The following is a 26342-nucleotide window of genomic DNA, read 5'->3' on the forward strand; positions in this document are numbered from 1 at the left end:
GGACACGGGAACAGCGTCCCGTCGAGACGGTAGAAACCGGTCGTGACAGGGATGTCAGCCGTAGCGACCTAGCGTGAAAGCATCACATGCGGCGTGGCTCCGCTTGCCATAACCGCACCCATGGTGCAAAAAGGTATGGTGCAGGTTGCCGCGACGAAACGCACAACGCTATACAGAATGCTCGACGGGAGCAAATTTGAAACATCGCTCACTGAGTCGCCTCACGAATCGGACGATCATCTCGACGTGACTGACCCGACGGTGCAGCAACGTCCGGCTCGTCTGGTGTCGGGGCAATCACCACCGCCGCGAAGAGGGCCAATGACGTCAAGCTCCTTGCCGGGCTAACGGTTTCTTTGTCAAACAACTCGCCCGGAGCCGCTCTTCTGATCCAGAACAAGGAGAACGCATCACGCGGCTCCATGCTGGCTCGGGTGGGGTCAACGGGTTCCGGCGGGTGCGTGCCGAACTGGACCGTCAGGGGCTGGCCGCGTCGATGGGACTGGTGCGTACGATCATGCGAGAACTCGGGATCTTCGGGAACCAACCGCGCATCAAGAAGCGCACCACCACCCCCGCCGAGGACGCTGCGGCCCGTCCGGACCTGATCGGTCGTGACTTCACCGCCGATGCGCCGGGGACCCGTCTAGTCGGTGACATCACGTATCTACGCACCGGGGAGGAATGGTTGTACTTAGCGACGGTGATCGACCAGTTCAACCGTAAGGTGGTGGGCTGGTCGATGGCCGATCACATGCGTGCCGAGCTGGTAGGCGACGCGCTGGAGATGGCGGGCACTCACGGGCGAATCGAGCCGGGCGCTATCTTCCACAGCGAACGAGGCAGTGTCTACACCTCGGCGAAGTATGCTGCTGTCGCGATCGAGTTCGGTGTGCGGCGCTCGGTGGGGCGGACCGGGTCGTGCCATGACAACGCTGTTGCGGAGTCGTGGTTCTCGATGCTGAAGAACGAGATGTACTACCGGTACAGCTTCGCTACCCGTCGACGGGCGAGGTTCGCGGTGATGGAATACATCGAGGTCTTCTACAATCGCCGTCGACTCCTCTCGACTCTCGGCTGCCGCACCCCTGCCGAGGTACGAGCCACTTATGTCCCTCAGGACGCGACCGCGGCCTGAGATCCACAAACAGACCGTCTACAAAACTTGACACAGCCCACCATAAGTAGATCTCATATGAGATCTACTTTTCCGTGACATCCGCAGCCTCCGGCAGCTCCAGAGCAGTACCATCGGAGAAGGTGAAGTCCTTCAGTGTGTCGACTGGCAATCCACGCACCTTCTCCGGTTCGATACCGATACAAAGCAATGGGCACTCCCCTCCGCCGCCCATATCGATCATGGGGATGAGCTTGTCCCAATGCGTGGTCGCCTTGCCATACTTGGTCTTCGAGTACTCCCCTTCGTTGCCGAGGAACTCGAGTACCTCCTGCAATCGGGGGCCCCTGGTGATGATCACGCCGACCGCGATCACACCCTCGCGATGCAGAGCCTGGAAGTTGTTCAAGTCGCGATGAAAAAAGGGGTCCTTGTTGTTCCACTCCATCTCGTCGGCGATACCCGGGTAAGTACCGTCGTCACCCATCGTAAAGACGTCGATCTCGTGATTACGCACACGAAAAACGGGCTCGCCATCGACGAGCTTCTCTACGGTGACGTTGTGCTTCGCCCAGCCACGCCTGGTCAGACCTTCGTCGTGGCGCGCGGTGTGCCGCGCACGTGACCCGCCTCCAGCCTGGATGTCTTCAGCGTAGTCAATGTAGAAATCCTCGAGGTTCGCGACGATGTCCGCGAACTTCTCCGGGAATGCGCTATTGAGGATCAAGTCCGCGTAGCGTGTGACACCGTAGTGGTACCCGGTCGGTAGCTCCGTCTGAGGAGGCTGCACTGTTCCGGGAAGCTGGTCAGCAGCGACGGTTTGATCGTCGTGGCTCACCTCTTACCTCCAAAGGTTATTCCGCTGCGGAACTCCACCGCATCACTCTCGGATTTCGGCATCAAGTACTCAGGAATCCTTTGAAATCGGAAACCCTCTTGTCGCGCGAGCGGCGCGGCAACCGCGAGGATTTGCGCACGCAAGATGCCGAGCGCCTTGGAGAATCTCTCAAACTCAGGATACCCAGAAGTGACTTTAATTTCGGTAACGCGAATGTCGCTCAGCGCGATCACGAACTCATGGACGGCGTCATCGATAGCAGCGAGAACCGCGCCGAGTGGGGATTCGGGGTCAGTCACTCTGCCTCGCAGATTTGATATCTTCCAGCGCAGATCTTGCACCGCTCCCCATACTTGATCGGGGAACTCTCTCTCCTCCTCGAAGTACATGAACCTGTGTCCATCTAGCCACTGGAGGAGATCGCGCGCAAGATCATGCGAGAAGCGCACCTCAGCAAGCCGAAGGAGGCTTTGCTCTAGATCGAGACCAACGAGTCCTGACACGCGCTTCTCGTGGTCGCGCTTCCAGGCCACTAGAACCTCTGTGGGGAACGCGTCTTCGTCCGCATCAATCTTATAGTGACACGGCATGCACAACCACACCGCGTTAGCCTCATCTCCTCGAGCGGCAGTAGACCCGTCCCGCATAGGAACCAAGCTTTCACCCCTTGGTCCATCATCCACCGCCGAGGCGATGTGCGCGGCCTGAGCGATGGAACGGGGCTTTCCACTGGTCGTCACGAACCCGGTGACACGGAGACACTCAGGGTTTGAGCAGACGTACATCGCCTTGCGGGCGACGGTCCTACGGACTGCGTCCGTAAAGTTCTCACGTTCCGACTTAGCCATCACGTCACCCCTAAGTCAATCCTCTACGGAACTCCAACACGTTTGCCTCAATCACTTAGCACCAACCTCCTCGAAAAGTTGGCTCCACCGTTCTTCCGACGCTCGTCGCAGCTCCAGGATGCCCCTGAGCCTCGTCGTTACTCGAGCCCACCGATACGTCTCACCGTCTGGGTTGTAATCACTTGCCTTGCCACCTTCCCGCGCGTACTCCAAGGGCAACTGCCAAGCATCAATGCCGGTCATTATCGAGACAAGCGGATCGTCGCCCCGTGGGTCGACAACATAGGCCAAGATGATGGGGGATCGGGCATACTTCGACATAACCTTCAAGCCGCTCTCCGCTCCCTTGACCTGGATCGGCGAGACCGCGAAGGGCTCGGGTTTGAACACAAGCAGGTCGATCCCGTGATCTGTGGCAGGTTGTGCCGTGACGAAGCCCGTATGCTCGATGATGGAACGCTCGGTCGCAAGAACCGCGGCGCGCTCAATCCGAGTGTCGGCCCACCTGTCCTTACTCACTTTTCCCACCAGAGGTTAGTCCGCTACGGAACTCCACAGCGTGCCCGTCGTGCATCTTGCCCTCAATCCTGAAGTCGAAGTCCGAAGTCAGCGTCGGAGTCAACACTAGCCGAACGCGCATGCTCGTTGTCGACCGACTGCCATCGAGTGTGAATTGCCTTCCACGCTCAGAAACCCAAACATTACTCATCTCAGAGGATGACGCGACATCGTAAGACTCTATTCAAGCTCTGGTTGCCCCAACGGCGGCGACTGAGCACGACGCCTCGTTGAAACGGCGGTGCATCGAGTGTTGAATAGCTTGGCTCACCGGAAGCAGCTTCTACCCCAACGAATCCCAAGCCATCCGTTGCCGCAGCGCGGGCGCCAGCACCAGCGCCGCCAACACACTCCCGGCCAACAAGACCCACGCCCCAAAATACGTGAAGAGCTTCAACTCCGGCGCCAGCTGCGGACCGAAGTTCGCGGCCATGAGGATCACTCCCCCAAGGATGAGAGCCGTCGAGACGATCACCTGGATGAACTGCTCGACCGTCGACTTGAGCAGGTTCTTGATCATCGAGATGTTCAACCCACTCGTCCCGACATCCAAGGTCCCGTCCTGCAGATGCCCCGCGATCCGCGACACCTGAGCCGGGAGCTCCGCCATCTGCGGCACCGTCGCCGCGAAGTAAAGCGTCATCTCACTGCGATCGACGCCGAGTCCCCCGACCTCACGGAGGAGGTCCTTCCCGTTCCGCGTCACGAGCGTGAGCAGATTGAGCCTCGGATCGAGCTTCATGATCGAGCCCTCGAGCGTGCTGATGGCCCGGAAGGCTGTCGCCACCGACGTCGGCATCGGGAACCCGAAATCGACGACGAAGTCGATGAGCTCACCGAAGAGCGCCGCCGACGTCGACCCCGGCCGACCATCCCCGTACTTGAGCATGATCTGCCCGATCTCCCGCTGCAGCTCGCGGAGATCAACATCGCTCGGCGTTCCGAGCAGCTCGAGGATCGCTGCGGTCGCCGCATGCGAATTCTGCGAATCGAAGGCCATAAGCAGCAGTGCGATCGCCCGCCGGTCCCGTTTGTCGATGAGCCCGATCGCCCCGAAGTCGACCAAGCCGGCCCGACCGGACGAGGACACGATGATATTGCCCGGGTGGAGATCAGCATGGAAGATCCCCTTGCCGAGCACCTGCCGGACGACCATGAGGAAGAGATCCTGAGCGATCTCGGCCCGCGCGATCTGCGAGAGCCCGTTGACGACCTCATCGGCGCGGGAGAGCGGCACACCCTCGACGAGGTCCATGACGATGACGTACTCCCCCGACAGCTCCGGGTAGACGTTGGGGATCTCGACGACCGACGTCGTCTCCGTCCGCGCCTTCCCCTGTTCGTCGGCGTCCCGCAGCGCCTCGATGTGCGCGAGCTCCCCGCGGTAGTCGAGCTCGCCCTGGAGGGATTCGACGAAGCTCTGCGCGAGCTTGACGACGCCGACCTTCTTCGCCCAGTCCGTCGACCGTTCCAACCGCTCAGCGAGCGTGAGGACGATGTCGGAATCCGCCCGCACCTGCTTGCGGATCTTCGGCCGCTGCACCTTGACCGCAACGACCTGCCCTTCCCACGTCACCGCACGGTGGACCTGCGCCACCGAGGCGGCCGCGAAGGGCACTTCGTCGAAACTTTCGAACACCTCGGCGACGGGACGGCCCCATTGGGTCTCCAACTGTTCCTTCACCTCGGCGAAGGGAACCGGCGGAACGCCGGCCTGGAGTTTGGAGAACTCCTCGACGAACTCGTGCGGGATCATGTCACCGCGGGTGGCGATGAACTGCCCGAGCTTGACGAACGTCACCCCGGCCGCGGCCAGCGCATCGCGGGTCGTCGCCGCGATCTCCCGCAGGGACACGCGCAGGGTCGGGATGCGGGGTTTGAGGTAGCGGGCGAGACCGAACTGGACGAGGATCTTCTGGACTTGGGCGAGCCGGTTGACTCGGCGGTACCAGGTGGGGATCTTCGGCGCCGAGCGCAGCACGGACGACAGGGTGCCGGTGGGCAGGACGAGTTCGATGGCGAGGAGGACGAACATCTGGAGGACGATGGCCCACGCGAAGAGGAGGAGGAAGACGAGGATCGCGGGGAAGCTCATGTCGAGGCTGGGGTACGTGTTGTCCTCGGAGATGCCGAGGAGCTTGTACGCCTGGAGGGTGATGGGCCAGATCGAGAGGCCCATGATGAGGGAGACGACGGTGTTGCGGGCGGCGCCGGTGCCGATGATCATCATCCGCCGGACGAGGAAGCCGACGATGACAGCGTTGATGAGACCCAATCCGATGGAGTAGAGGATCGTCATCCGCACTCCCCTTTCGTCGTCCGTGTCCGTGCCGGGCCGACGCCTGCTGAGGTCGTCGGGCTCAGCTGCGCGCTCTCACCACCCTAATTGATCACTCCTGCCGATCCCTGCCACCGAGACTCAGAGTTCGCAGTGCATCGAGGAGGTCGGTGATCTCCGGAGCCGTATCGAGTTCGGTGGGGACGAGGGCGCTGATGCGCCGGGTGCCGACTTCGGCGATCGAGATCGCCGCGATCCCGTCGACCGCGGTCGTGCGCCGGGCGCTCTGCGGGAGCAGGGCCACGCCGAGGCTGTTCGACACCAATGCCTGGATCGCGCCGGGATTGTCGGTTATGTGCCGGGTCCGCGGTTCGAACCCTGCCCGCCGGCACAGTCGTTCCGCGGTCGACCGGCACCGTTCGCAGCCCATGATCCACGGCAGTTCGGCGACGTCGGCAAGCGCGTGGATCCGCCCGGCCCGGTTCCAGCGTTCGGGGACGAGGAGGTCGAGTCGATCCTCGCCGAGGTCGATCGTCGTCGCATTGACCAGTTCCGGTGGGTCCTCGTCCTCGTGGTGGAAGACGAAGGCGACGTCGATTGCACCGTTCTCGAGCAGGGTGAGCGCTTCGGGCGGTTCGGCCTCGACGACTTCGTAGGAGTGCCGAGTGACGGTGTCCGGGTGGTCGGCGGCGATCGTCTCGAGGGTGCCGAGGGCGCCGGCGAGGGGGCCGATGACGAAGCTCGGGAATCCGGCGAGGCGGACGTTGCGTCCGCCGAGTCCGAACGCGGTCGCAAGGTCGCGGCGGAGTCCCGTCACCGAGGCGGCGACCTCACTCGCGCGGATGAGGGCGAGCTGGCCGGCGGTCGTGAGGACGATGCCGCGTGGGGTGCGGTCGAAGAGGGAGACGCCGAGGTCCTTCTCGAGCGCTGACATGTGCTGGGAGAGCGCAGGCTGGGACCAGCCGATCTCGCGGGCGGCGGCGCCGAGGCTGCCTGCCTCGGCGACGGCGCCGAAGAGGAGAAGGCGTTTCGGGTCGCCGACGGTCAGGGCCTGGTCGAAGTGCTCGGGCATAAGTTCAGCTTATGCCAAGTCAGTCGGAAGTGGGTCTACTGCGTGTGTCCTTCGTGGCTCAGACTGGAAGGGCATAAGGAATCGGCGATCGTCGCTGGCTGAGCTGATGCAGTTCGGGATGGCGGTCGCACTGGGAACGATGAGGAGATAGACGGTGCGGAGAATCGGACTGCTGGGTGGAATGAGCTGGCACTCGAGCATCGAGTACTACACGAAGATCAATGCTGCAATCGCCGAGCGCCTCGGCGGGCATCACTCCGCGCAGATCCTCCTCGACTCGTGCGACTTCTCCGGCATCCGTGACCTCCAGATCGCCGAGGACTGGGACGGGGCGTCGGCTGCCTTGGCGGCGACGGGTCAGCGCCTCTCGGCCGGTGGTGCCGAGGCAGTCGCGATTGCGACGAACCTCATGCACAAGACGGCACCGACCGTCGAGGCGTCTGTCGATGTCCCCCTCATCCACATCGTCGATTCGATCGCGGCGATGGCGAAGGACCGCGGCTATTCGACGCTGGCCGTACTCGGAACGAAGTGGACGATGCTCGACGGCTTCTATACCGAACGCCTCGAAGCACAGGGAATCACCACGCTCATCCCCGATGAGGCGACGTGTCTCGAGGTCGATCAGATCATCTGGGACGAGCTCACCCAGGGCACGTTCACCGATGCCTCGCGTGCTCGGTACATTGAGATCATGCAGACGCTTGCCGACCGTGGCGCCCACGCTGTGGCTCTCTCGTGCACCGAGATCGGTCTGCTCGTTCCCCCAGAGGTCGCTCCCCTGCCGGCGATCGACTCCGTCGATGCTCACGTTGCGGCGATCGTCGAATGGATGATGGCGGACGAGCTGGTTGTGGGCTGAGTTTGAGGCCGGCCGCGGTCTCGATTGCGGTCGGACGAGTCTCGTGACCTGCGGTTCATCGAATCGCGCGGATTGCCCATTCGACAATCACAGTTGTCTCGTTTGAGACCTTCCGGTAACTTCTCGACATAGGGAAATACGATCGTCTGGGCGATGTCAAGGCGTCGAAGCAACATGGGGCTCGCCGGCGAGCAGTCGAGCGAATGCCTCGGTGGGCGTGAGATAGCCCAGTCGGCGGCGGGGTCGATTGTTGATCTCCTCGGCGATGGTGGTGAGGTAGGGCTGGTGATCGGGGATCACCGTGCCCTTGGGCAGATACTCCCGGTAGAGCCGGTTCGTGTTCTCGTTGCTGGGCCTCTGCCAGGGCGAGTGGGGATCGGCGAAGTAGACCGGCATCGCCGTGGCCAGGGAGACCTTCGCGTGCTGGGCCATCTCGCTGCCCTGGTCCCACGCCAACGATGCCTTCATCATCTCGGGCAGGTCGTTGAAAAACTCGATGACCGCGTCAGCGGTTGGCTCGGCGTGTTTCGAGGGCAGGGCCAGCAGCCCGGTGAACCCGCTCATCCGCTCCACCAGCGTCGCCGCGCACGAGGTGCCGTTCTTCCCGATGATCAGGTCACCCTCCCAGTGCCCCGGCACCCGACGCTGGGCGGCGTCCTCACCTCGCTCCGCGATCGGGACCATACCTACGATTGGGCCACCGCGCGTCCGCCCGGTCGTACGTGGTCGGCGCTTGGTCCGCTTGGACTGCAGGAAGATGCCCTTGCGGGCGAGCTCACCCTTCGGGATTGCGTAGATGTACTGGTAGATAGCCTCACCGGAGACGGTTCGGCCGCGTGCGTCAGGAGAGTTCGCCATGCGTTCAACGGTCGGGTCTGTCGCCTCCAGACGCAACCGGCCCGCTATCTCGTTCGGCGTCCAGGACGCGGCCAGGTCGGCGTCCACCCTCGCCTGCAGCACCGGATCCCCCGCGACCTTCCGCTGCTGCGGGCGAGCTCGCCGACGCTGCGCTCTGACGTCTGCGGTCACGGCCTGGTAGCCGCGGGTCTTCGTCGAGTTCCGGTGAAGCTCCCGCGAGATCACCGACGGGCAACGCCCCAGGTGACGGGCGATCCTCCGCACCGACCAGCCCGCTTTCGAGGCCGCCGAGATCTCCGACCTGTCGCTGAACGACAACCCCACCCGCGCCATCTGCACACTCCACCGATCAGACCCCCGCCGACCGGGAGTGTTGCTTCGACGCTATGACACCACCCTGTTCGTTTCGGGGTCGAGATATCGCGCGATCCCGTCCGGTTTTCGAGGAGGGGCATGGACGCTCCAGGACTTGGCGGACTCAACTGGGCCGTGATCATCATCTATCTGCTCGCGACCCTCGCTATCGGGGTCTGGTTCACCCGCAAAGCGGGGCAGAGCACTGAGGAGTTCTTCAGGGCCAATGGGCGGATTCCGTCGTGGGCGGCGGGTTTCAGCATCTATGCGACGACGCTGTCGGCGATCACGTTCATGTCGACGCCGGAGCAGTCGTTCCTCAACGACTGGTCGTATGCGGCGGGCAATATTGCGATCTTCCTCCTCGTGCCCATCCTCGTCTGGTTCTACATCCCCTTCTTCCGCAAGCTCGATGTCACGACCGCGTACGAATACCTCGAGGCGCGGTTCGGCCCGAGCATCCGCGTCCTCGGGTCGGTGCTCTTCGTCCTCTTCCACATCGGCCGTGTGGCCATCGTCGTCTACCTGCCGACGCTGGCGATCAGTTCCGTCACCGACCTCAGCCCGGTGCTCATCGCCGGTGCCGTGGGAGTGCTCTCGGTGATCTACACGTTCCTCGGAGGCATGGAGGGCGTCATCTGGTCGGATGTCGCTCAGGCGATCATCCTCCTCATCGGTGCGGCAGTCATCCTCATCTTCGGCATCGCCGCCATCGACGGTGGTTTTGCCACCGTGGCCGCTGATGCCGCGGCCGACGACAAGTTCATCTCCGCCGACAATTGGACCATCGGCGGGGCGGCAGCGGCGATCCCGATCATCTTCCTCGGGTCGGTCTTCAACAACCTCCACCAGTACACGGCCAGCCAGGATGTCGTGCAGCGGTATCAGACGACCGATGCTCCGGGCGGAGCCGCGCGGTCGCTCATGGTCAACGGGTTCCTCGCCCTGCTGACGATTCCCCTCTTCTACGGGATCGGCACGGTGCTCTACAGCTACTACCGGCACGCCGAGGCGCTGCCGGCGAACTTCAACACCTCGGCGATCGTTCCGTACTTCGCGGTCAATGTGCTGCCGGCGGGGATCTCGGGTCTGCTCATTGCGGCGATCTTCGCTGCAGCGCAATCGACGATCTCTTCGAGCCTCAATTCGATCTCTGCGTGCGTCACCGTCGACATCCGCGACCGGTTCTTCCCGCCGCGGGATGGGCAGGCGCGGTCGGGCGTGGGCTTCTCGCGGTTCGTCATCATCGCCGTCGGGGCCGCGTCCGTTGCCGTGGCGCTCTACCTGGTCGCGACCGATCAGGCGGAGACGTGGGATCTGTTCCTCAGCATCACCGGTCTCTTCGGTGTTCCGCTCGCTGGTGTCTTCGCTTTGGGGATCTTCACGAAGCGGGCCAACACCTTTGGAGTGCTGTGTGGTCTGCTGTTCGGCGCGGGGCTCGCCTGGTATGTGCAGAACGTCGTCGGTCTCAACCCGTTCGCGATCTCGATCGTTGCGTTCGTCGCGTCGGTGGTGCTGGGATACGTGTTCTCGGTGCTCACGAAGTCGTTCACCCTGCGCACGGATCGCGACGTAGGGACTGATGCAAGGAGAGGTGACAATTCGGGTGTCACGCTGCGACTGCAGGTGACTCAATAATTGCTTCGTACTCGACAGGTGTCAAACGACCCAACCGGGCTTGCCGCCGACGACGGTGATACGTCTGCTCGATCCACGTCACGATCGCGATTCTCAACTGCTCCCGACTCACCCACCGGCGACGGTCGAGAACGTTCTTCTGCAGCAGGGCGAAGAATGACTCCATGGCCGCGTTGTCGCCAGCAGCACCGACCCGGCCCATCGACCCAACAAGGCCGTGGCAAGCCAGACTCTGAGTGAATTTCCTTGATCGAAACTGACTGCCACGGTCGCTGTGTACCGTGCATCCGCCCACATCACCACCCCTGCGGGCCACCGCCATCTCGAGAGCGTCAACAGCCAACCGGGCCTTCATCCGCGCACTCATCGAGTAGCCGACGATCCGGCCCGAGTAGACGTCCTTGATCGCACAGAGGTACAGCTTGCCCTCATCGGTGTGGTGTTCCGAAATGTCGGTCAACCAGAGCCGGTTCACGCCATCGGCTGTGAACTTGTGCCGGGTCCGACCGTCCTCGTCGACCACGGCACACAGGTCGTCGTGGACGGGTGGACCGGGCTTCTTTCCATTCTTACCCCGGCCCTTGCCGAAGGCTGAGAACCAGGAGTTGGTCGAACACAACCGCCACGCGGTGCGCACTGCCATGGGATGGCCGGCCGACTCTGCTTCATCGGCGAGGTATCGGTATCCGAACTCGGGATCGTCGCAGTGGGCGTCGAACAGGGCGTTGGCCCGGTACGCTTCGACGATATCGGCTTCAGGGACCGGCGTGGCCAACCACCGGTAGTAGGGCTGGCGCGAGAGCTTCAAGACCCGGCACGACACCGCCACGGGAATACCGTCGACGGCGAGCTCTCTCACGAGCGGGTAGAGCCTTTTGACGGCAGATTCGCCTGCGACAGATACGCAGCCGCGCGGCGCAGGACTTCGTTCTCTTGCTCCAACAGGCGAGTCCGCCGCCGCAGCTCCCGCAGTTCAGCGGATTCGTCGGTGGTATTGCCGAGCTTGTTACCAGCATCGATCTCGGCCTGGCGGAGCCATTTCGCGATGGTGCCTTCGTGGACGCCGAAGTCCTTGGCGATCTGTCCGATCGTGGTCTTCTCGTCGCGGTTCAAGGCCACGCGGACGACGTCATCGCGGAACTCTTTCGGATAGGGCTGGGGCATGGTGTCTATCCTTCCAGGCTTGCCTGTGTACAAGCCAGATCAGATGTCACCAAACCCTGCATCAGTCCCGTACTATCGCTGACGATCTACGGGAAGCGGGAGGCGTACGTGCCGCGCGATTCAGAGGTAATCAATCAAGGATCAGTTTGAGTCTCCGGAATAGCCACGATCATGAAAATCGGGCGAAAAATGCACAAGGCAGTCTTGAGGAAATGAGACTAGACGTACGCTTTCGCACTCCGAACAACTCCACTGCTACCTGAACATCAGATGACATCACAATGCGAAACAACCACTACTAGCGCCTTCACTTCCCTACGACGGAAACCGTAACGACCTATTCGCGCTATACGTCAAGTGCAACCCACAATAGATATACTCCCGATAGATTCGATCAAGCCTGTCCGTCGACCTTGATCTCGACTGAGCATGGAGGAACTATGGTGAGTGGCGAACTCGAGGTGGGCGAGCCCCGACTTGGTTGGTTTGTCGACGGTGATCCCAACACCGAGGATCTGGCTGTGATGCTCCGCAACACCGGATCGGCCATTGAGCTGACTATTCCGCTCAAGGGGGTGTTCGGTCTACGTAGCCCTTACGGAAGATGGTGGTCAGAAGGAATCGAGTTTGGCGACGATCCAGATCGCGTGAAGTACAGCTACCGACCTCCTAGAGTCCTCTTAATGGAAGATAACCATGGCGCAGTGGCGCTAGTCGGATGCAGGGCGGCACGTTCTTCAGCCAACTTTCGGGTCGGACAAGGCGTTCTTGTCGCGAATTTTGCTGTCATAGGCGGACGCACTCTCAAATACGAGAGGATCAATGGCTTGCGAACCCGCATTCCGGCTCTTTCAGAGTGGACTCGGTTCAGTCAGATCAAGTCAAGCACCGAAAATAAGAACGGTCGCCTATCCTCTCTGAAAGTAAACGTACAAACGACTGAGCCAATACGTCTATCTCGCACTTCGAATCTCTCAATGCGATCAACTTGGTCATACGAGAAAAGTCGTTCGGAAATCTCCGTATCGGAATCACTCGAGATAGAGACCAGGGTCAAGCGGGCGAAAGCTTGGAACGAGCACCTCTACCTTCATGAGGCTCTGTTGGAAATCCTTTCAATCGCGGCCTGGCAGCCGTTTGGATTTTCAGCGGTTTCGGTCCTTCGAGATGACGACCCCGAACGCGCCTCGGACGGGACAGTCATACAAGAACGGTGGGCGCCTGTGGTCACTCACAGGCTACCGAAACACGTTGATTGGACCACTTCCCCAAACTTCCTCTTTCCCTTCGACGAGGTCGGAACCCAAGGAATAAGACGTTGGCTCACGCTACGCGAAACGTATGGTCGTGCACTAGATCCTTTCGTTCGAATCCTCAGATCAACGGATAAATGGGCGTACCCAAACGTGGTACAAAGCGGCATTGCGTTAGAACTCTTGGGGTATCTCATCGAAATCACCAAGAACGATGGAACGAACCTGAAGGGACAGCGCCAGAGGTTGCGATACAAAGACAGCCTAAGGACGATCCTCAACGACATGGAGGTGAAGCCCTTCAATGATATTGAAGATTGGATCGAACGCGCCGATGCCGTTTATATGGGTATGAAGCACCACGATCGTGAACATCCGGATTCTCTCGAAGTCTTAAATACTTTTAGGCAAAATTTGCTCGTCATTCGATTTTGGATCGGCCTACAACTGGGGGTGAGTCCATCCACCTTAAACGAGTTGGTGGAACGAGACCCCCTAGCTTCCGAGTTTGTGGCCGTCAACTGACCACATTGCCGACTGAACCATTTGAACTCTGCTATCGCGCCCTTTTCGAGCAGGCCATCGTAGGGACTGAATCGGTCTAGATTTTGCTATACACTCGTTAATTTCGTCGCTTGGCTCAGAGAGAGCTACGATCGCCCCGCCTACTCCATAGGTGAGGCGGTCTTCGGCCAATACCGTGGTGCGGATGAGGACGCTTAGGTCTACTGCACCGTCGAGAGAGAAGAAGCCGACTGCTCCGCTATAGACTCCGCGCGGGCCGCCCTCGAGGTCGTCGATGATGGACATCGTGCGATGCTTGGGGGCGCCCGTCATCGATCCCGGCGGGAATGCTGCTCGGATGCACTCGACCGGAGTCGCAGTGTCCCGCAACTGGGACCGGACCGTCGAGACCAGTTGGTGGACCGTCGCGTAGGTTTCCACGTCGAAAAGCTTCGAGACCTCGACCGAGCCGAGTTCGGCTGTGACTCCGAGATCGTGACGGACGAGATCGACGATCATGAGGTTCTCCGACCGATCCTTCACCGACGTCCGCAGATCAGCCTTCAACGCTTCATCCTCTTCGGGGGTACTCCCCCGCCGTCGTGTGCCCTTGATCGGCTTCGACTCGGCGACTCCGCTCACCGAGATCCGCACGAACCGCTCCGGCGACGTGCTCAGCACATTTACCTCAGGCGACTTGAGGAATGAACCGAACGGCGTCGGATTGTCCCGTCTCAGGTCCCTGTACGTTTCGAAGGCATCCCGCGTCCACGGCATCTCGAGCATGTTCGTCAGACAGACCTCGTACGTCTCACCGTCGTTGATCAGCCGTTGTGCTTCCGCGATAAGGTCGAGATACTCGGATTGCGAATGGCGGGCCCGCAGTTCCGGAGGAAAGTCCGTCAGAGAATCCGATCCACGACTGGGCTGAGTATGTGATGCCGCCGCGGGTCCCGGCTCAACCGTGTCCGGATCCGGCACGATCGCATCAATCCGGCGAGTGGTCTCATGGAACCACGCTCCGCAGTCATCCTCATTCACGCCCTCGCCGCTGAGAGCGAGGAGGTAGACACTCCCCTGTTCATGATCGACGACGAGCGCGCGGTCGAGGAAGATCATCAGCGCATCCGGGTGTTCAGAGGCATGCCTTCCCGGCGAACCGACTTCGGCTTTGAGCTCGTAGCCGAGATAGCCGACCCATCCGAGACGGAAAGTGAATGGCAGTTCGGCAGTCTCGGCCGGCTGCACGAGTTCCGTCGACTCGAGGTCGGCGTTGAGCCAATCGAAGAAGCCGGAAGTCAGAGTTTCTGTTCCGTCCGCTGACCTGACGTCAAGCGTCCCCGCGGTGACGTTTGCTGTGACCCGTCGACTCAACGGGCCTGTCGGTGTACCCATGATCGAGAACCGCGAATCCGCATGACCCGGCATATTGCCGTCGAGCCACACGGCCTCTGGTTCGTCGGCGAACAACGCGCTGAAGATGGCGGATGTCGATGCGGTCAACGGCATCTCATGCACGTGCAGCGTATAGGTCCGTTGCTCATGGTGAGGCATAGTGCCGACGAAACCCTCGACCGCCTGGTTGCTAACGAAACGCTCTTCCGAGCCCACCACATCGCCACGACGGGAGCGATCCCCGTCGGACTCACGCGACGATCGCTGCTCCGCCCACCATTCCTCGGTCAGCCGTCGGAAGTTCTGCAGCAGCGTGACCGCGCCTTCTGTCACGATCGACTCCGGATGGAATTGCACACCCCAATGCGGCCGGTTCCTATGCGCGAGCCCCATGAGCACACCGTCTTCCGACCACGCCGTCGCCTCGAGGATCTCCGGCAACTCAGCCACCGCGAGCGAGTGATACCGCGCCGCCCCGAACGGCGAGGGCAGTCCCTCGAACAGCTCCGTACCTGAATGCCGGATCTCCGACACCCGCCCGTGCCGCGGCTCCGGCGCATGAGCGATCGTGCCGCCGTGCACGTGCGCGATCCCCTGATGCCCCAGGCACACCCCGAGCACAGGAATCGCCGCATGCTCGATCACATCGGCGCATATCCCGAAGTCAGCAGGCTCAAGCGGCGTTCCCGGCCCCGGCGAGATGACGACATTGTCGAAATCCTTCAGAGCCGACAGCGAATACCCGGCCCAATCGTTGGGCACGACCACCGGTTCGCAGCCGTTCACTTCGGCGAGGAGATGGAAGAGATTGAACGTGAACGAGTCCGCGTTGTCGATCAGCAGGGTGCGGATCATCTCACCCGAGGACGAGCCGACGGGCGGAGTCCGAGAGTCCATCAGCCGCCTCGGCGCGCAGGGATTCCTCGGTATCGGCACCGGCACGGACGTACCGGCCGGTGAACGCGTCGAGCGAACCCGACGCGAGCGCCAACGCGAGGTCGGTGACCTGCTCCGGCGTCGTCCAGTCGCCCTCGGTGCGGAAGTCGTGGACGGGCATCGACTTCGTCATCGCCGTCTCGACGACGCCGGGCGCCATCTCGAAGATCCGCAGGCCCTGGTCGTGCCCGAAGTGGACGACGGAATCGGAGATCCGGAACAGCGACGCCTTCGACGCCGAGTACACCGCGTACGCGGGCGTCCCCTTCGCGCCCGACCCCGAGTTGAGGTCGATGATGCGGCTGGGACGGCCGGTCGCCTCGGCGGCGGCGATGAGGACGGGCGCGAACGCGTTGACCATGAGCGCGACCCCGAGGACGTTCGCCCCGACGACCCCGGCGAGACTCTCCGGATCGGCGACCCAGAGCGGGCCCTCGGTCGACTCGATGCGACCGGCGTTGTTGACGAGCACCTGCAGCCGCTGCCCGGTCTCCGCCTCCAGCCCGGTCACCGCGGCCCTGAGCTCAGCGACTGAGGCAGAGTCGTCGACAGTGAGTCCGAAGCCGGTCGCCTTCCCACCGGTCTCCCCCGCGATCTCAGCGGCGGCCTCACGGGCATTGACCGCCGAGGTGGCCGTGACGACGACGCGGTAGCCGGCACGGGCGAACGCCTCGGCGAGGTGGCGGCCGATACCGCGCGCCCCACCGGTGATGAGCGCGATCGTCTCCTCCGGTACCGCAGTCGCCTCAGCGTTCGCGGAATCGGCGGGCATCCGGGTGCCGTAGGGCAGCTTCTCACTCATGGTCGGAACTCCTCAGTAACAGCGAGTAGACGGATGTTTCAGCGAGCAATCGGACAGTGCCAGTAAGCGTTCGGACAGCTCAGCTCCGGACGACCGCGCCGTGGCGTTCGGTCGCCAGCGCCGTCGCCGCCTCACGCATCGCCGAAGCCTCATCGGCCTTGAGCGTGCGATCCGGAGCCCGGAACGTCAGACGGAACGCGAGCGACTTCTTCCCCTCGGGCAGCTGGTCGCCGGTGTAGAGGTCGAAGATCTCGATCCCCTCGAGGTCGGCCCCCGCCCCCTCGACGAGCGTCGCCTCGAGCGTCTGCGCGGGCAGATCCTCATCGACGACGAGTGCGACGTCCTGCCGGGACACCGGGTAGGTCGAGAGTGCGCCGTCCCAGGTCCGCAGGTCATCCTGTGCGAGCAGGGCGTCGAGGTCGATCTCGAACGCGACCGTGCGCGCCGGCAGACCGAGGTTCTCGATGACCTTCGGGTGGAGCTCACCGGCATACCCGAGCACCTGACCGTCGGCGAGCGTGAACTTCGCGGCCCGTCCCGGATGCCACGGGGCACCGCGCTCGGCTTCGACGCTCACGTCGACGCCGCTGACCTCGGCGATCCGGCGGACCGTGTCGATGACGTCGGTCGCCTCGGCGCGACGGCCCTTGCCCCAGATCCCGGGGAACTCGGCGTGACCGGCGACGACACCGGCGAAGTGGTACGGCTGAGCCGGCACCGAGGCGTAGATCTCCTCGAGCTCGGCCTCCGTCGGATGGTAGCCCGGAAGGTACCGCGGCCCCGGCTTGGCTGGCAGGCCCTCCGCGGTCGAGACGAGCCCGGCCTCGAAGAGCGCGGCGTCCTTGGCCCCGCGACCGAAGTTGCGGACCGCGACGTCGAGCAGCGTCGAGAGCAGGGTCGTGCGCATGAGCGGCAGATCCTCGGACATCGGGTTGGCCAACCGGATGTGCTTCCGCCGCGGATCGTCGACCTCGAGCCGGAGCTCGTCGTCCCGCTTCGCCGAGGTGAACGGATAGCTCAGCACCTCCGTGTACCCGTCCGCGGTGAGCAGGTTCGAGATCCGCCGGCGGGCGCGCTGTGCCTCGGTCAGTCCGGTCCCGGTCCTGGCGGCGGGCTGGATCGACGGGATCCGGTCGTAGCCGCCGGTGCGGGCGACCTCCTCGACGAGGTCGATGTCCGCGGTGAGGTCGGGACGCCAGCTCGGGACGGTCACCCGCAGGACACCGTCACCGAGGTCCTCGACGTCCGCGCCGATGCCCTCGAGGAGACTGACCACCTCGGCGAGCGAATAATCGACACCGACGACCGAGGACACCCGGTCGACGGCGAGGTCGATGACGACCGGGGCCGGTGCCTCACCGATCTGCGTCGTCGCGGCACTGAGCGTGCCCCCGGCGAGCTCGACGAGAAGGTCCGCGCAGCGCCGGGCCGCGACCGGTCCGAGCTTCGGGTCGACACCGCGCTCGAACCGCCGGGAGGCTTCCGAGGAGAGCTTGTGGCGGCGCGAGGTCCGGGCGATCGAGATCGGGTCAAAGTGGGCGGCCTCGATGACGACGTCGGTCGTCTCGTCGTTGACCTCGACGGCGGCACCGCCCATGACACCGGCGAGGCCGATGATCTTCGACGTCCCGTCCGCGCTGCGGTCGGTGATGAGGAGGTCCTCGGCGTCGAGGGTGCGTGTGATGTCATCAAGGGTCGTGAACTTCTCCCCCGCCTCGGCGCGGCGGACGACGATCTCCTCACCGAGGAGCGCCGTGTCATACGCGTGCAGCGGCTGGCCGAGTTCGAGCATGACGTAGTTCGTGATGTCGACGGTGAGGCTGATCGGGCGCATCCCGGCCTCGAGGAGGCGGTGGCGCATCCAGTATGGCGTCGCCCGCGTCGGGTCGATGCCGGTGACCTGGAGGGCAGTGAACACATCAGCGCCGGGCACGCCGTCGATGGGGCGGACGTCGTCGATGACGACAGGGAACCCATCAGCGGTGGGGGCGTTCACCTCGGCGATGGATTCGCTTCCGAAGTCGGTGAAGGACTGCCCCTTCATCTGCGCATACTCGCGCGCGATGCCGCGCATGGAGAGCTGGTAGCCGCGGTCGGGGGTGACGTTGACGTCGAGGGTGACGTCATCGAGGCCGAGGAGGGCGATTGCGTCATCGCCGGGCTCGCCCGTGAGACCGAAGTCGGACAGCACGATGATGCCGCCGTGATCGTCGCCGAGGCCGAGCTCAGCGGTCGAACAGATCATCCCGTCCGAGGTGTGACCGTAGGTCTTGCGGGCGGCGATGCGGAAGTCGCCGGGGAGGACGACCCCGGGCAGGGAGACGACGACGAGGTCGCCGGGCTCGAAGTTGTGGGCACCGCAGATGATGCCGCGGCTCGGACGCTCCTCGCCGGGCTGCGGATCCTTCGGGTCGTCGGCGGCGTCGTTGTGCTCGTCTCCGACGTCGACGCGGCACCAATTAACGGTCTTGCCGTTGGAGTGCTCCTCCTTGACGAGGTCGAGGACACGACCGACGACGAGGGGTCCGGTCACCTCGGCGCCGAAGTAGTCCTCCTCCTCGAGCCCGATTGCGGCGAACTCGGCGGCGAGGGCATGGGAGTCGGTGTCGGCCGGGTAGTCGACGTAGTCAGCCAGCCAGGAGAGTGGGACGCGCATGTATCAAGCCTTCATTCCGAAACGGGCCGAGAAGCGCACATCGCCTTCGACCATGTCGTGCATGTCATTGATGCCCTCGCGGAGCATGAGCGTGCGCTCGATGCCCATGCCGAAGGCGAAGCCCTGGTAGACGTCGGGGTCGATGCCGGCGGAGCGGAGCACATTGGGGTGGACCATGCCGCAGCCGCCCCATTCGATCCAGCCGGGTCCGCCGACCTTGTTGGGGAACCAGAAGTCCATCTCCGCGCTCGGTTCGGTGAACGGGAAGAAGCTGGGGCGCAGGCGCGTCGTCGACTCGGGGCCGAACATCTCCCGGGCGAAGCCGTCGAGGGTGCCCTTGAGGTTGGCCATCGTCAGGCCCTTGTCGATGGCGATGCCCTCGATCTGGTGGAAGACGGGGGTGTGCGTGGCGTCGAGCTCGTCGGTGCGGAAGGTCTTGCCGGGGCACACGACGTAGAGCGGCACGCCGCGCTCGAGCAGGGACCGCGACTGCACGGGCGAGGTGTGGGTGCGCAGGACGAGGCCGGCCTCGGGCGGGTCGACGAAGAACGTGTCCTGCATCTGCCGGGCCGGATGGTCGGGGCCGAAGTTGAGCGCATCGAAGTTGAGCCATTCGGCTTCGATCTCGGGGCCTTCGGCGACCTCCCAGCCGAGGCCGATGAAGTAGTCCGCCGCCTGCTCCTGGATGAGGGAGAGCGGGTGGCGAGCGCCGAGGCCGCGACGGTCGGACGGCAGCGTGACGTCGATGGACTCCTCGATGAGGACGGCGGCGTCGCGCTCGGCTTCGAGCTCGGCCAGGCGCTCGTCGTGGGCCTTCTTGACGAGTCCGCGGGACTTGCCGACGATCTTGCCGGCGACGGCCTTGTCGGCCTTGTCGAGTCCGCCGATCGCCCGGTTCGCCAGTGCCAGCGGGGCCTTGTCGCCCATGAAGTCGATCTTCGCCGCCTTGAGGTCATCAAGGGTGCGGGCGTCCGCGAACGCCTGCAGCGCCGTGTCCACGGCAGCCTGCACGGCTGACTCGTCCAAGGGGTCCAGCTGGTCTGTCATCGAAGTCCTTTGCCGACTGCTGTGATCTCGGCATTCGACTGGTCTTTCGAATGCCTCTCTGCCGCAGATCAGTCTATCGCCTCGGGGACTCGTGGTCGGGCGGTCGTCCGGGTGGCGGTCGGGGACGATGGCGGAGGTCCGGGTCCACCTCGCCGAGGTGACCGTACGGAGCGTTCGTCCGCTCCGTCCCTGTGATCGAGAAGTCAGTGCCCTTGACGGTTTCACGCGCTACTGTCGGAACATGACGACGAATGAGAGCGATGTCCCAGTCACGGCGTCCGATGTCATGGTCCGTGCCCTCGAGAACGAGGGTGTCGAACGAATCTTCGGGATCCCCGGCGAGGAGAACCTCGACTTCCTCGATTCGCTCAGACGCTCGAACATCGAACTCGTCATCACCCGCCACGAACAGGCCGCCGCGTTCATGGCGGCCACCTACGGTCGTCTCACCGGCAAGCCCGGTGTGTGCCTGACGACTCTGGGCCCCGGCGCGCTCAACCTTGCCACCGGTGCCGCGTACGCACAGCTCGGCGGGATGCCGATGGTGATGATCACCGGACAGAAGGGCATCCTCACCGCCGAGCAGGCCCGCTTCCAGATCGTCAACACCGTCGCCGCGATGGGACCGCTGACGAAGTCGACCCACCAGATCATCTCGCCGAGGATGATCCCCACGATGGTGAGAGAGGCGTTCCGCGTCGCCGTCGACGAACGCCCCGGTCCCGTTCATCTCGAACTCCCCGAGGATGTCGCCGGCACCCCCGTCGAGCACTACGATCTCATTCCCCCGCACCCGATCCAACGGCCTACCCCGTCGAACGAGGCGCTCATTGCCGCGGCCGAGGTCATCCGCAATGCGAAGCGCCCCCTGCTCATGCTCGGGGCCGATGCCTCGCGAGCCGACTGCAGCTGGCCGCTCGCCGAGTTCGTCCCCCGCGTCGGCATCCCCTACTTCACGACGCAGATGGGCAAGGGCACGGTCTCCGGCTCGACCGGCCTCTACATGGGCACTGCGGCGCTGACCGACCGTGACTACGTCCACGACGCGATCGAGCAGGCCGACGTCATCGTCACGATCGGCCACGACACGACGGAGAAGCCGCCGTTCACGATGGACGAGCACGGCCCCACCGTCGTTCACCTCGGATTCCGTGCCGCAGTCGTCGAGCAGGTCTACTTCCCCCAGTACGAGGCGGTCGGCGATCTCGGACCCACGCTCATGCGCCTCGGCGACATGCTCGAAGGGCAGGTCCCCAACGCAGGCGCGCTGCTGCCGATGCGCGAGGAGATCCTCACGAAGATCGAACAGGGGTCGAACGACGACCGGTTCAGTCCGCAGCGGATCGTCCACGAGGTGCGCCGCGTCATGCCGGTCGACGGGATCCTCGCCCTCGACAACGGGATGTACAAGATCTGGTTCGCCCGCAACTACCGCACCACCAGGGCAAACACCGTCCTCCTCGACAATGCGCTGGCGACGATGGGGGCGGGCCTGCCCTCGGCGATCGGGGCGAAGCTCACCCACCCCGAGTGCCGAGTCATGGCGATCTGCGGTGACGGCGGGTTCATGATGAACAGCCAGGAGATGGAGACCGCGGTGCGGCTCGGCCTCGACCTCGTCATCCTCATCCTCGAGGACAACGCGTACGGGATGATCCGGTGGAAGCAGGCCGTCGACGGGCTGACGGACTACGGGATGACGTTCGGCAACCCTGACTTCGTCACCTACGCCGAGTCCTACGGTGCCAAGGGACGTCGGGTCGAGGACATCGCCGACTTCCACGATGCCCTCGAGTCGGCGTTCACCGAGGGTGGAGTCCAGCTCATCGTCGCCCCTATCGACTACACGGAGAACGTCCGCGTCCTCATCGAGGAGCTGCGGGACCGGTAAGTCGTTCGGGCGTTGCCCGGAATCAGACCGACCCCCGCCGAGGCGGCCCACCGTTATCGCCCAGCCCTCCTACTCGACGGTGACGCCGAGTTCGCGGGCGAAGAGGTCGGCGAAGACCATGAGCTGCTGCTCGTCGATCGTCGTGCCACGCAGCGAGTGGATGCCCGAAAGCCTGCGCGGGGCGAGTCCGCGCAGGTCAACGCCGCCGAGGCTCGATCCGTCGAGCTGGAGGTCGGCGATCGTCGTGTCCGGGAAGGCGACGAGCTTCGCGGTGCCCATGCCGAGGTCGAGTTCGTCGATCGCGCACCCGCGGAACTCGACGTCGGTGAGCTTCGCCGACCGCAGGTTGAGGTAGGAGATCCGGCAGTTCTCGACGACGACCTTCTCCCACACGCTGTCGACGAAGACCCCGGCTCCGATCCGGCCCCCGCTGATCTCGGTGTTGAGCAGGTTCGCTCGCGGCATCGTCAGGGTGTCCGCGCGGGAGTCGACGAGGCGGACCCCGGAGAGCCGCGCCCCGGTGAAGTCGGCGTGCGCCTCGGCGTCGCCAAAGGTCACCCTGGTGAAGGCCGAGTCAAGGAACGTCGTGCCCTTCGCATCCACCTCGGCGAGGTCGAGGTCGGTGAAGTCGCGCCCTTCGAGGAACTCGTCGGGACCGATGTCGCCGAGGAGGCCCTCCGCGAGGTTCGCATGGTCAATGGTCGGCAGCTTCGGTGCGGCGGTCGTCATGTCTGCACACTATCGCCGAGCGATGACGCGGCGTGTGAGCGCCTCTCGATCAACGGTTCGGTGAAGAATCGACGCTCCGCCGATCACTGCCACTCCTCGATCAACGCCGGGCTCGAATTCCGCGTCGCTCGCGACGCGGAATTCGTGCTGCGCGTGGATCGAGCGTCGGAGGACCGTCGCCGCGTGGAACGAGGGCTAGCGGGTCGACTGCGCGCACGCAGTCCCGGAGGACCGTCGCCGCGTGGATCGAGCACCGCGACCAGCCCATCGCGCCGCCCCTCCCCTGCTACATCCGCTGGTTGCGCGCGGATTCGAAGATGCAGATACCGGCGGCGGTGGCGAGGTTGAGGCTCTCCGCCTGACCGTAGATCGGTACGGCAACGGACGCGTCAGTGACCTCGAGGTCCTCGGGCCGCATGCCCCAGGCCTCGTTGCCGAAGACCCACGCGGTGCGGGCGGAGAGGTCGAGACCCGACTCCCACGGGTGGTGGAGGTCGTGGGCGGCGCCGTTGCCGTCGGCGGCGAGGACCTGGAGGCCCCGGGCCCGGGCGAGTTCGGTCACCTCGGGCAGGCCGACTCCGATGACGACAGGGATGTGGAAGAGGGAGCCGGCGGTCGAGCGGACGGTCTTGTCGTTGTAGACGTCGACCGATGACGAGGTGAGCACTACGGCATCGGCACCGGCTGCATCCGCGAGGCGGATGATCGTCCCGGCATTGCCCGGGTCACGGACCTGGGAGAGGACGACGATGAGCTGGGCGTCCTTCGTCACGACCGAGGTGAGGTCGACATCGAGGGTCCGGCACACGGCGACGACTCCCTGGGAGTTCACGGTCGAGGCGAGCTCGGTGAGCACCTCCTCGGTGACGATCGAGAGGAAGACCCTGCTGTCCTGGGCGGCTGCGACGAATTCGGGATGGGACTCGGCGGCCGCCTCGGTGAGGAAGAGCTCATCGACGGCGTCAGGGGAAGCCAGCGCCTCACGGACGGCCTGGGGACCTTCGGCGAGGAACCTGCCGGCAGCACGACGACCTCGGCGGCCCAGCAGCTTCGCAGCGTTCTTGATCCGCTTCGACTGCGGGGAGGAGATGACGTCGGGAAGCTTCATGGCTCGCTTTCGGGTCGGTGAGGCGGACGGTCGGAGAGACGGTGACACTGACGGGGGTAGAGGAAGTGAGGCAGACGGTCAGGGAGGCGGCGACAGGACCGCGCGGACAGACCAACGGCCCCGACGGATCGAATGAACGATCGCGGTCGGGGCCGTGGTGAAAGCGACGGGGCGCTTTCAAAGCGTCAGTCCGAGGCAGACGTCAGGCGGCCGGGGTCTTCGCGGCGTTGACGTCGGTCGGGAGGGCGTCCTTGGCCACCTTGACGAGGTGGGCGAAGGTCGCTGCGTCGTTGACGGCGAGCTCGGCGAGCATGCGACGGTCGACCTCGATGCCAGCGGCCTTGAGGCCCTGGATGAAGCGGTTGTACGTCATGCCGTTGGCGCGGGCGCCGGCGTTGATGCGCTGGATCCAGAGGCGACGGAAGTCACCCTTGCGAGCGCGGCGGTCACGGTAGCTGTAGACCAGCGAGTGGATGACCTGTTCCTTGGCCTTGCGGTACAGGCGCGAGCGCTGTCCGCGGTAGCCGCTTGCCCGGTCGAGGATGACCCGGCGCTTCTTGTGGGCGTTGACTGCCCTCTTCACACGTGCCACGTGTTACTCCTTTGATTCGTTTCGTCCGGCTGAGCCGGAGTCTGGTTCAAGCTGTGGGGATCGGCTCGTGGGAGCCGTGAACCGGCGGGTCGCTGCGACCTGGTCGGTCGCGCGGCCCCTGCGGGTCACTTGCCCTTGAGCTTGCCCAGAAGCTTGCGGGCCTTGGCGCGATCGCCGCCGGTGAGGACCTGGTCCGTACCAACTCGACGCTTGCGGCTCGAGGACTTGCCCTCGAACTTGTGCTGGTTGTTCACGCCTTCACGCATGATCTTGCCACTGCCAGTCACGCGCATGCGCTTCTTGGCGCCGCTGTTCGTCTTCTGCTTCGGCATCGTGCCGTTCTCCTTTGCATTTCGTTGCGAGCACCGGAGCGCCCACAACTACTTCACCCGCCGGACCACTCGGATCCGGCGATTCGTTACCTGTTTCTCACGCCTCGGGCGCTGCGTTCTTCTCCGCAGCGACTCGATCACGTCGGGACTTCACCTCGGCGCCGCGGCCCTTGGCATCGGACGATGCCTTGCGAGCCTCCGCCTTGGCGTCGGATTTGGACTTGTGAGGAGCGATGACCATCACCATGTTGCGTCCGTCGACCCTGGGTGCGGACTCGACGGTGCCGAGGTCCGACACATCTTCGGCCAGACGGTTGAGCAGTTTGATGCCCATCTCGGGGCGCGACTGTTCGCGTCCGCGGAACATGATCATGACCTTGACCTTGTCACCGCCGGACAGGAACCGCGTCACGTGGCCCTTCTTCGTCTCGTAATCGTGTTCGTCGATCTTGAGACGGAAGCGGATCTCCTTGAGCGCAGTGTTCGCCTGGTTCTTCCGGGCTTCCCTGGCCTTCTGGGCAGATTCGTACTTGTACTTCCCGTAGTCCATGAGCTTGGCCACGGGGGGTTTCGCCTGCGGGGCAACCTCGACGAGGTCGAGATCTGCCTCTCGGGCGAGATCGAGTGCCTTGCGAATGGCAACGATACCGACCTGTTCACCATTGGGTCCGACCAACCGGACCTCGGGAACCCGAATCCGGTCATTGATGCGCGTCTCGCTGATGTGTTCACTCCTTTTTAGCTCAAATGGTGTCGTGGCAATGAAAAAGGCTCCCATCGACACGAATGCCAAGGGAGCCTGCACACACGATCACTGCGGTCATCGAGACCGTGAGATCTTCCGTGAATACACCTCGATCCTCTGCCATCGATCCCAGCTTCCGCCGAGGTCAGACGTACAGTAGATCTTCGGACCCGATCGCTCGTCGCGATCCAGGTGGGAGTCAGACTCCGCTTCGCACCGTACCCAGTGTACTACGGTTCATGACTCTTCGCACATCGCGCCCCCTTCCCGCGGTCCCGGCTCCGCAGTTGTGGGAAGCTAGTCCCATGACCTCTGAAGACCCCAACACCGCCGAGGCGGTCGCCGACGTCACGCGCGACATCGCCGAGGTGCCCGCCGTCGAGATCATCACCTCCACGGCCGTCCATCTCATGTCCGCCGCCGCCGTCAACCTCGGCCTCGCCGAGGACACACCCGAGCAGTCGGCCGCCGACCTCATCGACCTCGACGAGGCGCGCAAACTCATCACCGCCCTTGCCGGCCTCGTCACCGGTGCCGCCACCGTCATCGGCGACCACCATGCCCGCCCCCTGCGCGACGGCCTGCGCAGCCTGCAGCTCGCCTTCCGCGAGGCCTCGACGATCCCCGACGAGCCCGGTCAGGGCCCCGGAGAGAAGTTCACCGGCCCCGTCCGCTGATCGCTCAGCGTCGTTCGAGGACTGACGTCCTCAGCGTGAGTGCGGCCCCTGCCAGTTCGGCAGGGGCCGTTCGGCATTCATGGTGAGA

At 63.9% G+C, this 26342-nt stretch carries 21 protein-coding genes and 1 pseudogene; 6 read left to right on the plus strand and 16 right to left on the minus strand.

The annotated features are described in order from the left end of the window. Positions 1-385 precede the first annotated feature (385 nt). Positions 386-1138: pseudogene (locus AC0VYB_RS11820) on the plus strand (IS3 family transposase); the annotation flags it as partial. A 64-nt stretch (positions 1139-1202) separates the two neighbouring features. Here AC0VYB_RS11820 and AC0VYB_RS11825 read toward each other — a convergent pair. The 5 genes from AC0VYB_RS11825 to AC0VYB_RS11845 all read right to left on the minus strand — a co-directional run bounded on the left by AC0VYB_RS11825 (position 1203) and on the right by AC0VYB_RS11845 (position 6711). Further along, entirely contained in the window at positions 1203-1955 is a 753-nt protein-coding gene (locus tag AC0VYB_RS11825) for a BglII/BstYI family type II restriction endonuclease (RefSeq protein ID WP_259788517.1), read from the minus strand. Further along, positions 1952-2803 (minus strand): hypothetical protein, encoded by an 852-nt coding sequence (locus tag AC0VYB_RS11830; protein ID WP_156491150.1) that lies wholly within the window; start codon positions 2801-2803, stop codon positions 1952-1954. The genes AC0VYB_RS11825 and AC0VYB_RS11830 overlap by 4 nt, the downstream gene beginning before the upstream one ends. A 51-nt stretch (positions 2804-2854) precedes the next feature. After that, the gene (locus AC0VYB_RS11835) at positions 2855-3322 is read right to left on the minus strand and encodes a hypothetical protein (protein WP_475384709.1); all 468 of its coding nucleotides are present in this window, start codon (positions 3320-3322) and stop codon (positions 2855-2857) included. A gap of 322 nt (positions 3323-3644) precedes the next feature. Further along, positions 3645-5660 carry an ABC1 kinase family protein gene (locus AC0VYB_RS11840; protein WP_259788515.1) on the minus strand — a complete coding sequence of 672 codons (2016 nt, stop codon included), beginning with the start codon at positions 5658-5660 and terminating at the stop codon, positions 3645-3647. 91 nt (positions 5661-5751) lie between these two features. Beyond that, positions 5752-6711, minus strand: a complete 960-nt coding sequence (locus AC0VYB_RS11845) for a LysR family transcriptional regulator (protein WP_063250016.1) — start codon at positions 6709-6711, stop codon at positions 5752-5754. Between the two features lie 154 nt (positions 6712-6865). Here AC0VYB_RS11845 and AC0VYB_RS11850 point away from each other — a divergent pair, with 154 nt between their 5' ends. After that, positions 6866-7573, plus strand: a complete 708-nt coding sequence (locus AC0VYB_RS11850; protein ID WP_475384710.1) for an aspartate/glutamate racemase family protein — start codon at positions 6866-6868, stop codon at positions 7571-7573. A gap of 156 nt (positions 7574-7729) precedes the next feature. On the opposite strand, the gene AC0VYB_RS11855 is transcribed toward AC0VYB_RS11850, so the two are convergent. Then, positions 7730-8764, minus strand: coding sequence for an IS30 family transposase (locus AC0VYB_RS11855; RefSeq protein ID WP_009381402.1), 1035 nt, complete (start codon positions 8762-8764; stop codon positions 7730-7732). 120 nt (positions 8765-8884) lie between these two features. Between AC0VYB_RS11855 and AC0VYB_RS11860 the strand changes: the two genes are divergently transcribed. Then, entirely contained in the window at positions 8885-10423 is a 1539-nt protein-coding gene (locus AC0VYB_RS11860; protein ID WP_475384711.1) for a sodium:solute symporter family protein, read from the plus strand. On the opposite strand, the gene AC0VYB_RS11865 is transcribed toward AC0VYB_RS11860, so the two are convergent. Beyond that, positions 10395-11587, minus strand: a protein-coding gene (locus AC0VYB_RS11865; RefSeq protein WP_435382378.1) for an IS3 family transposase whose coding sequence is annotated in 2 segments (ribosomal slippage) — positions 10395-11300 and positions 11303-11587 — 1191 coding nt in all. Because the reading frame shifts where the segments join, the coding sequence is not laid out codon by codon here. The two genes, AC0VYB_RS11860 and AC0VYB_RS11865, sit on opposite strands and share 29 nt — an antisense overlap. A gap of 443 nt (positions 11588-12030) precedes the next feature. Between AC0VYB_RS11865 and AC0VYB_RS11870 the strand changes: the two genes are divergently transcribed. After that, positions 12031-13365 carry an ApeA N-terminal domain 1-containing protein gene (locus tag AC0VYB_RS11870; protein WP_475384712.1) on the plus strand — a complete coding sequence of 445 codons (1335 nt, stop codon included), beginning with the start codon at positions 12031-12033 and terminating at the stop codon, positions 13363-13365. Here AC0VYB_RS11870 and pabB read toward each other — a convergent pair. The 4 genes from pabB to pheS form a co-directional block, all read right to left on the minus strand. Continuing rightward, the gene (pabB, locus tag AC0VYB_RS11875; RefSeq protein WP_475384713.1) at positions 13336-15594 is read right to left on the minus strand and encodes an aminodeoxychorismate synthase component I; all 2259 of its coding nucleotides are present in this window, start codon (positions 15592-15594) and stop codon (positions 13336-13338) included. The two genes, AC0VYB_RS11870 and pabB, sit on opposite strands and share 30 nt — an antisense overlap. Position 15595: 1 nt before the next feature. Continuing rightward, positions 15596-16477: an SDR family NAD(P)-dependent oxidoreductase gene (locus tag AC0VYB_RS11880; protein ID WP_475384714.1), complete on the minus strand. Its 882-nt coding sequence runs from the start codon at positions 16475-16477 to the stop codon at positions 15596-15598. Between the two features lie 79 nt (positions 16478-16556). Then, entirely contained in the window at positions 16557-19133 is a 2577-nt protein-coding gene (gene pheT / locus AC0VYB_RS11885) for a phenylalanine--tRNA ligase subunit beta (protein ID WP_475384715.1), read from the minus strand. Positions 19134-19136: 3 nt separating this feature from the next. Beyond that, positions 19137-20180 (minus strand): phenylalanine--tRNA ligase subunit alpha, encoded by a 1044-nt coding sequence (pheS, locus tag AC0VYB_RS11890; RefSeq protein ID WP_475384716.1) that lies wholly within the window; start codon positions 20178-20180, stop codon positions 19137-19139. 241 nt (positions 20181-20421) lie between these two features. Here pheS and AC0VYB_RS11895 point away from each other — a divergent pair, with 241 nt between their 5' ends. After that, positions 20422-22071, plus strand: a complete 1650-nt coding sequence (locus AC0VYB_RS11895; RefSeq protein ID WP_101624774.1) for an acetolactate synthase large subunit — start codon at positions 20422-20424, stop codon at positions 22069-22071. Between the two features lie 69 nt (positions 22072-22140). Here the strand turns inward: AC0VYB_RS11895 and AC0VYB_RS11900 are convergent, their stop codons facing one another. The 5 genes from AC0VYB_RS11900 to infC all read right to left on the minus strand — a co-directional run bounded on the left by AC0VYB_RS11900 (position 22141) and on the right by infC (position 25616). Then, positions 22141-22800, minus strand: coding sequence for a pentapeptide repeat-containing protein (locus AC0VYB_RS11900; protein WP_095376505.1), 660 nt, complete (start codon positions 22798-22800; stop codon positions 22141-22143). A 286-nt stretch (positions 22801-23086) separates the two neighbouring features. Further along, complete coding sequence (locus AC0VYB_RS11905; RefSeq protein ID WP_475384717.1) at positions 23087-23908, minus strand: TrmH family RNA methyltransferase; 822 nt, start codon at positions 23906-23908, stop codon at positions 23087-23089. A 202-nt stretch (positions 23909-24110) separates the two neighbouring features. Further along, positions 24111-24500, minus strand: coding sequence for a 50S ribosomal protein L20 (rplT, locus tag AC0VYB_RS11910; protein WP_009378556.1), 390 nt, complete (start codon positions 24498-24500; stop codon positions 24111-24113). Between the two features lie 125 nt (positions 24501-24625). Next, positions 24626-24832, minus strand: a complete 207-nt coding sequence (gene rpmI, locus AC0VYB_RS11915; protein WP_063250542.1) for a 50S ribosomal protein L35 — start codon at positions 24830-24832, stop codon at positions 24626-24628. Positions 24833-24929: 97 nt separating this feature from the next. Continuing rightward, entirely contained in the window at positions 24930-25616 is a 687-nt protein-coding gene (gene infC / locus AC0VYB_RS11920; RefSeq protein WP_366235556.1) for a translation initiation factor IF-3, read from the minus strand. A gap of 266 nt (positions 25617-25882) precedes the next feature. Here infC and AC0VYB_RS11925 point away from each other — a divergent pair, with 266 nt between their 5' ends. Further along, positions 25883-26254, plus strand: a complete 372-nt coding sequence (locus tag AC0VYB_RS11925) for a DUF1844 domain-containing protein (RefSeq protein ID WP_009378551.1) — start codon at positions 25883-25885, stop codon at positions 26252-26254. Positions 26255-26342: the final 88 nt, after the last annotated feature.

Source organism: Brevibacterium sp. Z349TD_9 (assembly GCF_056173565.1).

Excerpts from the sequence above, each read along its gene's own strand:
- AC0VYB_RS11855 (WP_009381402.1), bottom strand. The coding sequence starts at position 8,764 with ATGGCGCGGGTGGGGTTGTCGTTCAGCGACAGGTCGGAGATCTCGGCG.
- AC0VYB_RS11830 (WP_156491150.1), bottom strand. The coding sequence starts at position 2,803 with ATGGCTAAGTCGGAACGTGAGAACTTTACGGACGCAGTCCGTAGGACC.
- AC0VYB_RS11845 (WP_063250016.1), bottom strand. The coding sequence starts at position 6,711 with ATGCCCGAGCACTTCGACCAGGCCCTGACCGTCGGCGACCCGAAACGC.
- pheS (WP_475384716.1), bottom strand. The coding sequence starts at position 20,180 with ATGACAGACCAGCTGGACCCCTTGGACGAGTCAGCCGTGCAGGCTGCC.
- rpmI (WP_063250542.1), bottom strand. The coding sequence starts at position 24,832 with ATGCCGAAGCAGAAGACGAACAGCGGCGCCAAGAAGCGCATGCGCGTG.
- pabB (WP_475384713.1), bottom strand. The coding sequence starts at position 15,594 with ATGATCCGCACCCTGCTGATCGACAACGCGGACTCGTTCACGTTCAAT.
- AC0VYB_RS11895 (WP_101624774.1), top strand. The coding sequence starts at position 20,422 with ATGACGACGAATGAGAGCGATGTCCCAGTCACGGCGTCCGATGTCATG.
- AC0VYB_RS11840 (WP_259788515.1), bottom strand. The coding sequence starts at position 5,660 with ATGACGATCCTCTACTCCATCGGATTGGGTCTCATCAACGCTGTCATC.
- AC0VYB_RS11925 (WP_009378551.1), top strand. The coding sequence starts at position 25,883 with ATGACCTCTGAAGACCCCAACACCGCCGAGGCGGTCGCCGACGTCACG.
- AC0VYB_RS11905 (WP_475384717.1), bottom strand. The coding sequence starts at position 23,908 with ATGAAGCTTCCCGACGTCATCTCCTCCCCGCAGTCGAAGCGGATCAAG.
- AC0VYB_RS11880 (WP_475384714.1), bottom strand. The coding sequence starts at position 16,477 with ATGAGTGAGAAGCTGCCCTACGGCACCCGGATGCCCGCCGATTCCGCG.
- AC0VYB_RS11860 (WP_475384711.1), top strand. The coding sequence starts at position 8,885 with ATGGACGCTCCAGGACTTGGCGGACTCAACTGGGCCGTGATCATCATC.
- AC0VYB_RS11900 (WP_095376505.1), bottom strand. The coding sequence starts at position 22,800 with ATGACGACCGCCGCACCGAAGCTGCCGACCATTGACCATGCGAACCTC.
- pheT (WP_475384715.1), bottom strand. The coding sequence starts at position 19,133 with ATGCGCGTCCCACTCTCCTGGCTGGCTGACTACGTCGACTACCCGGCC.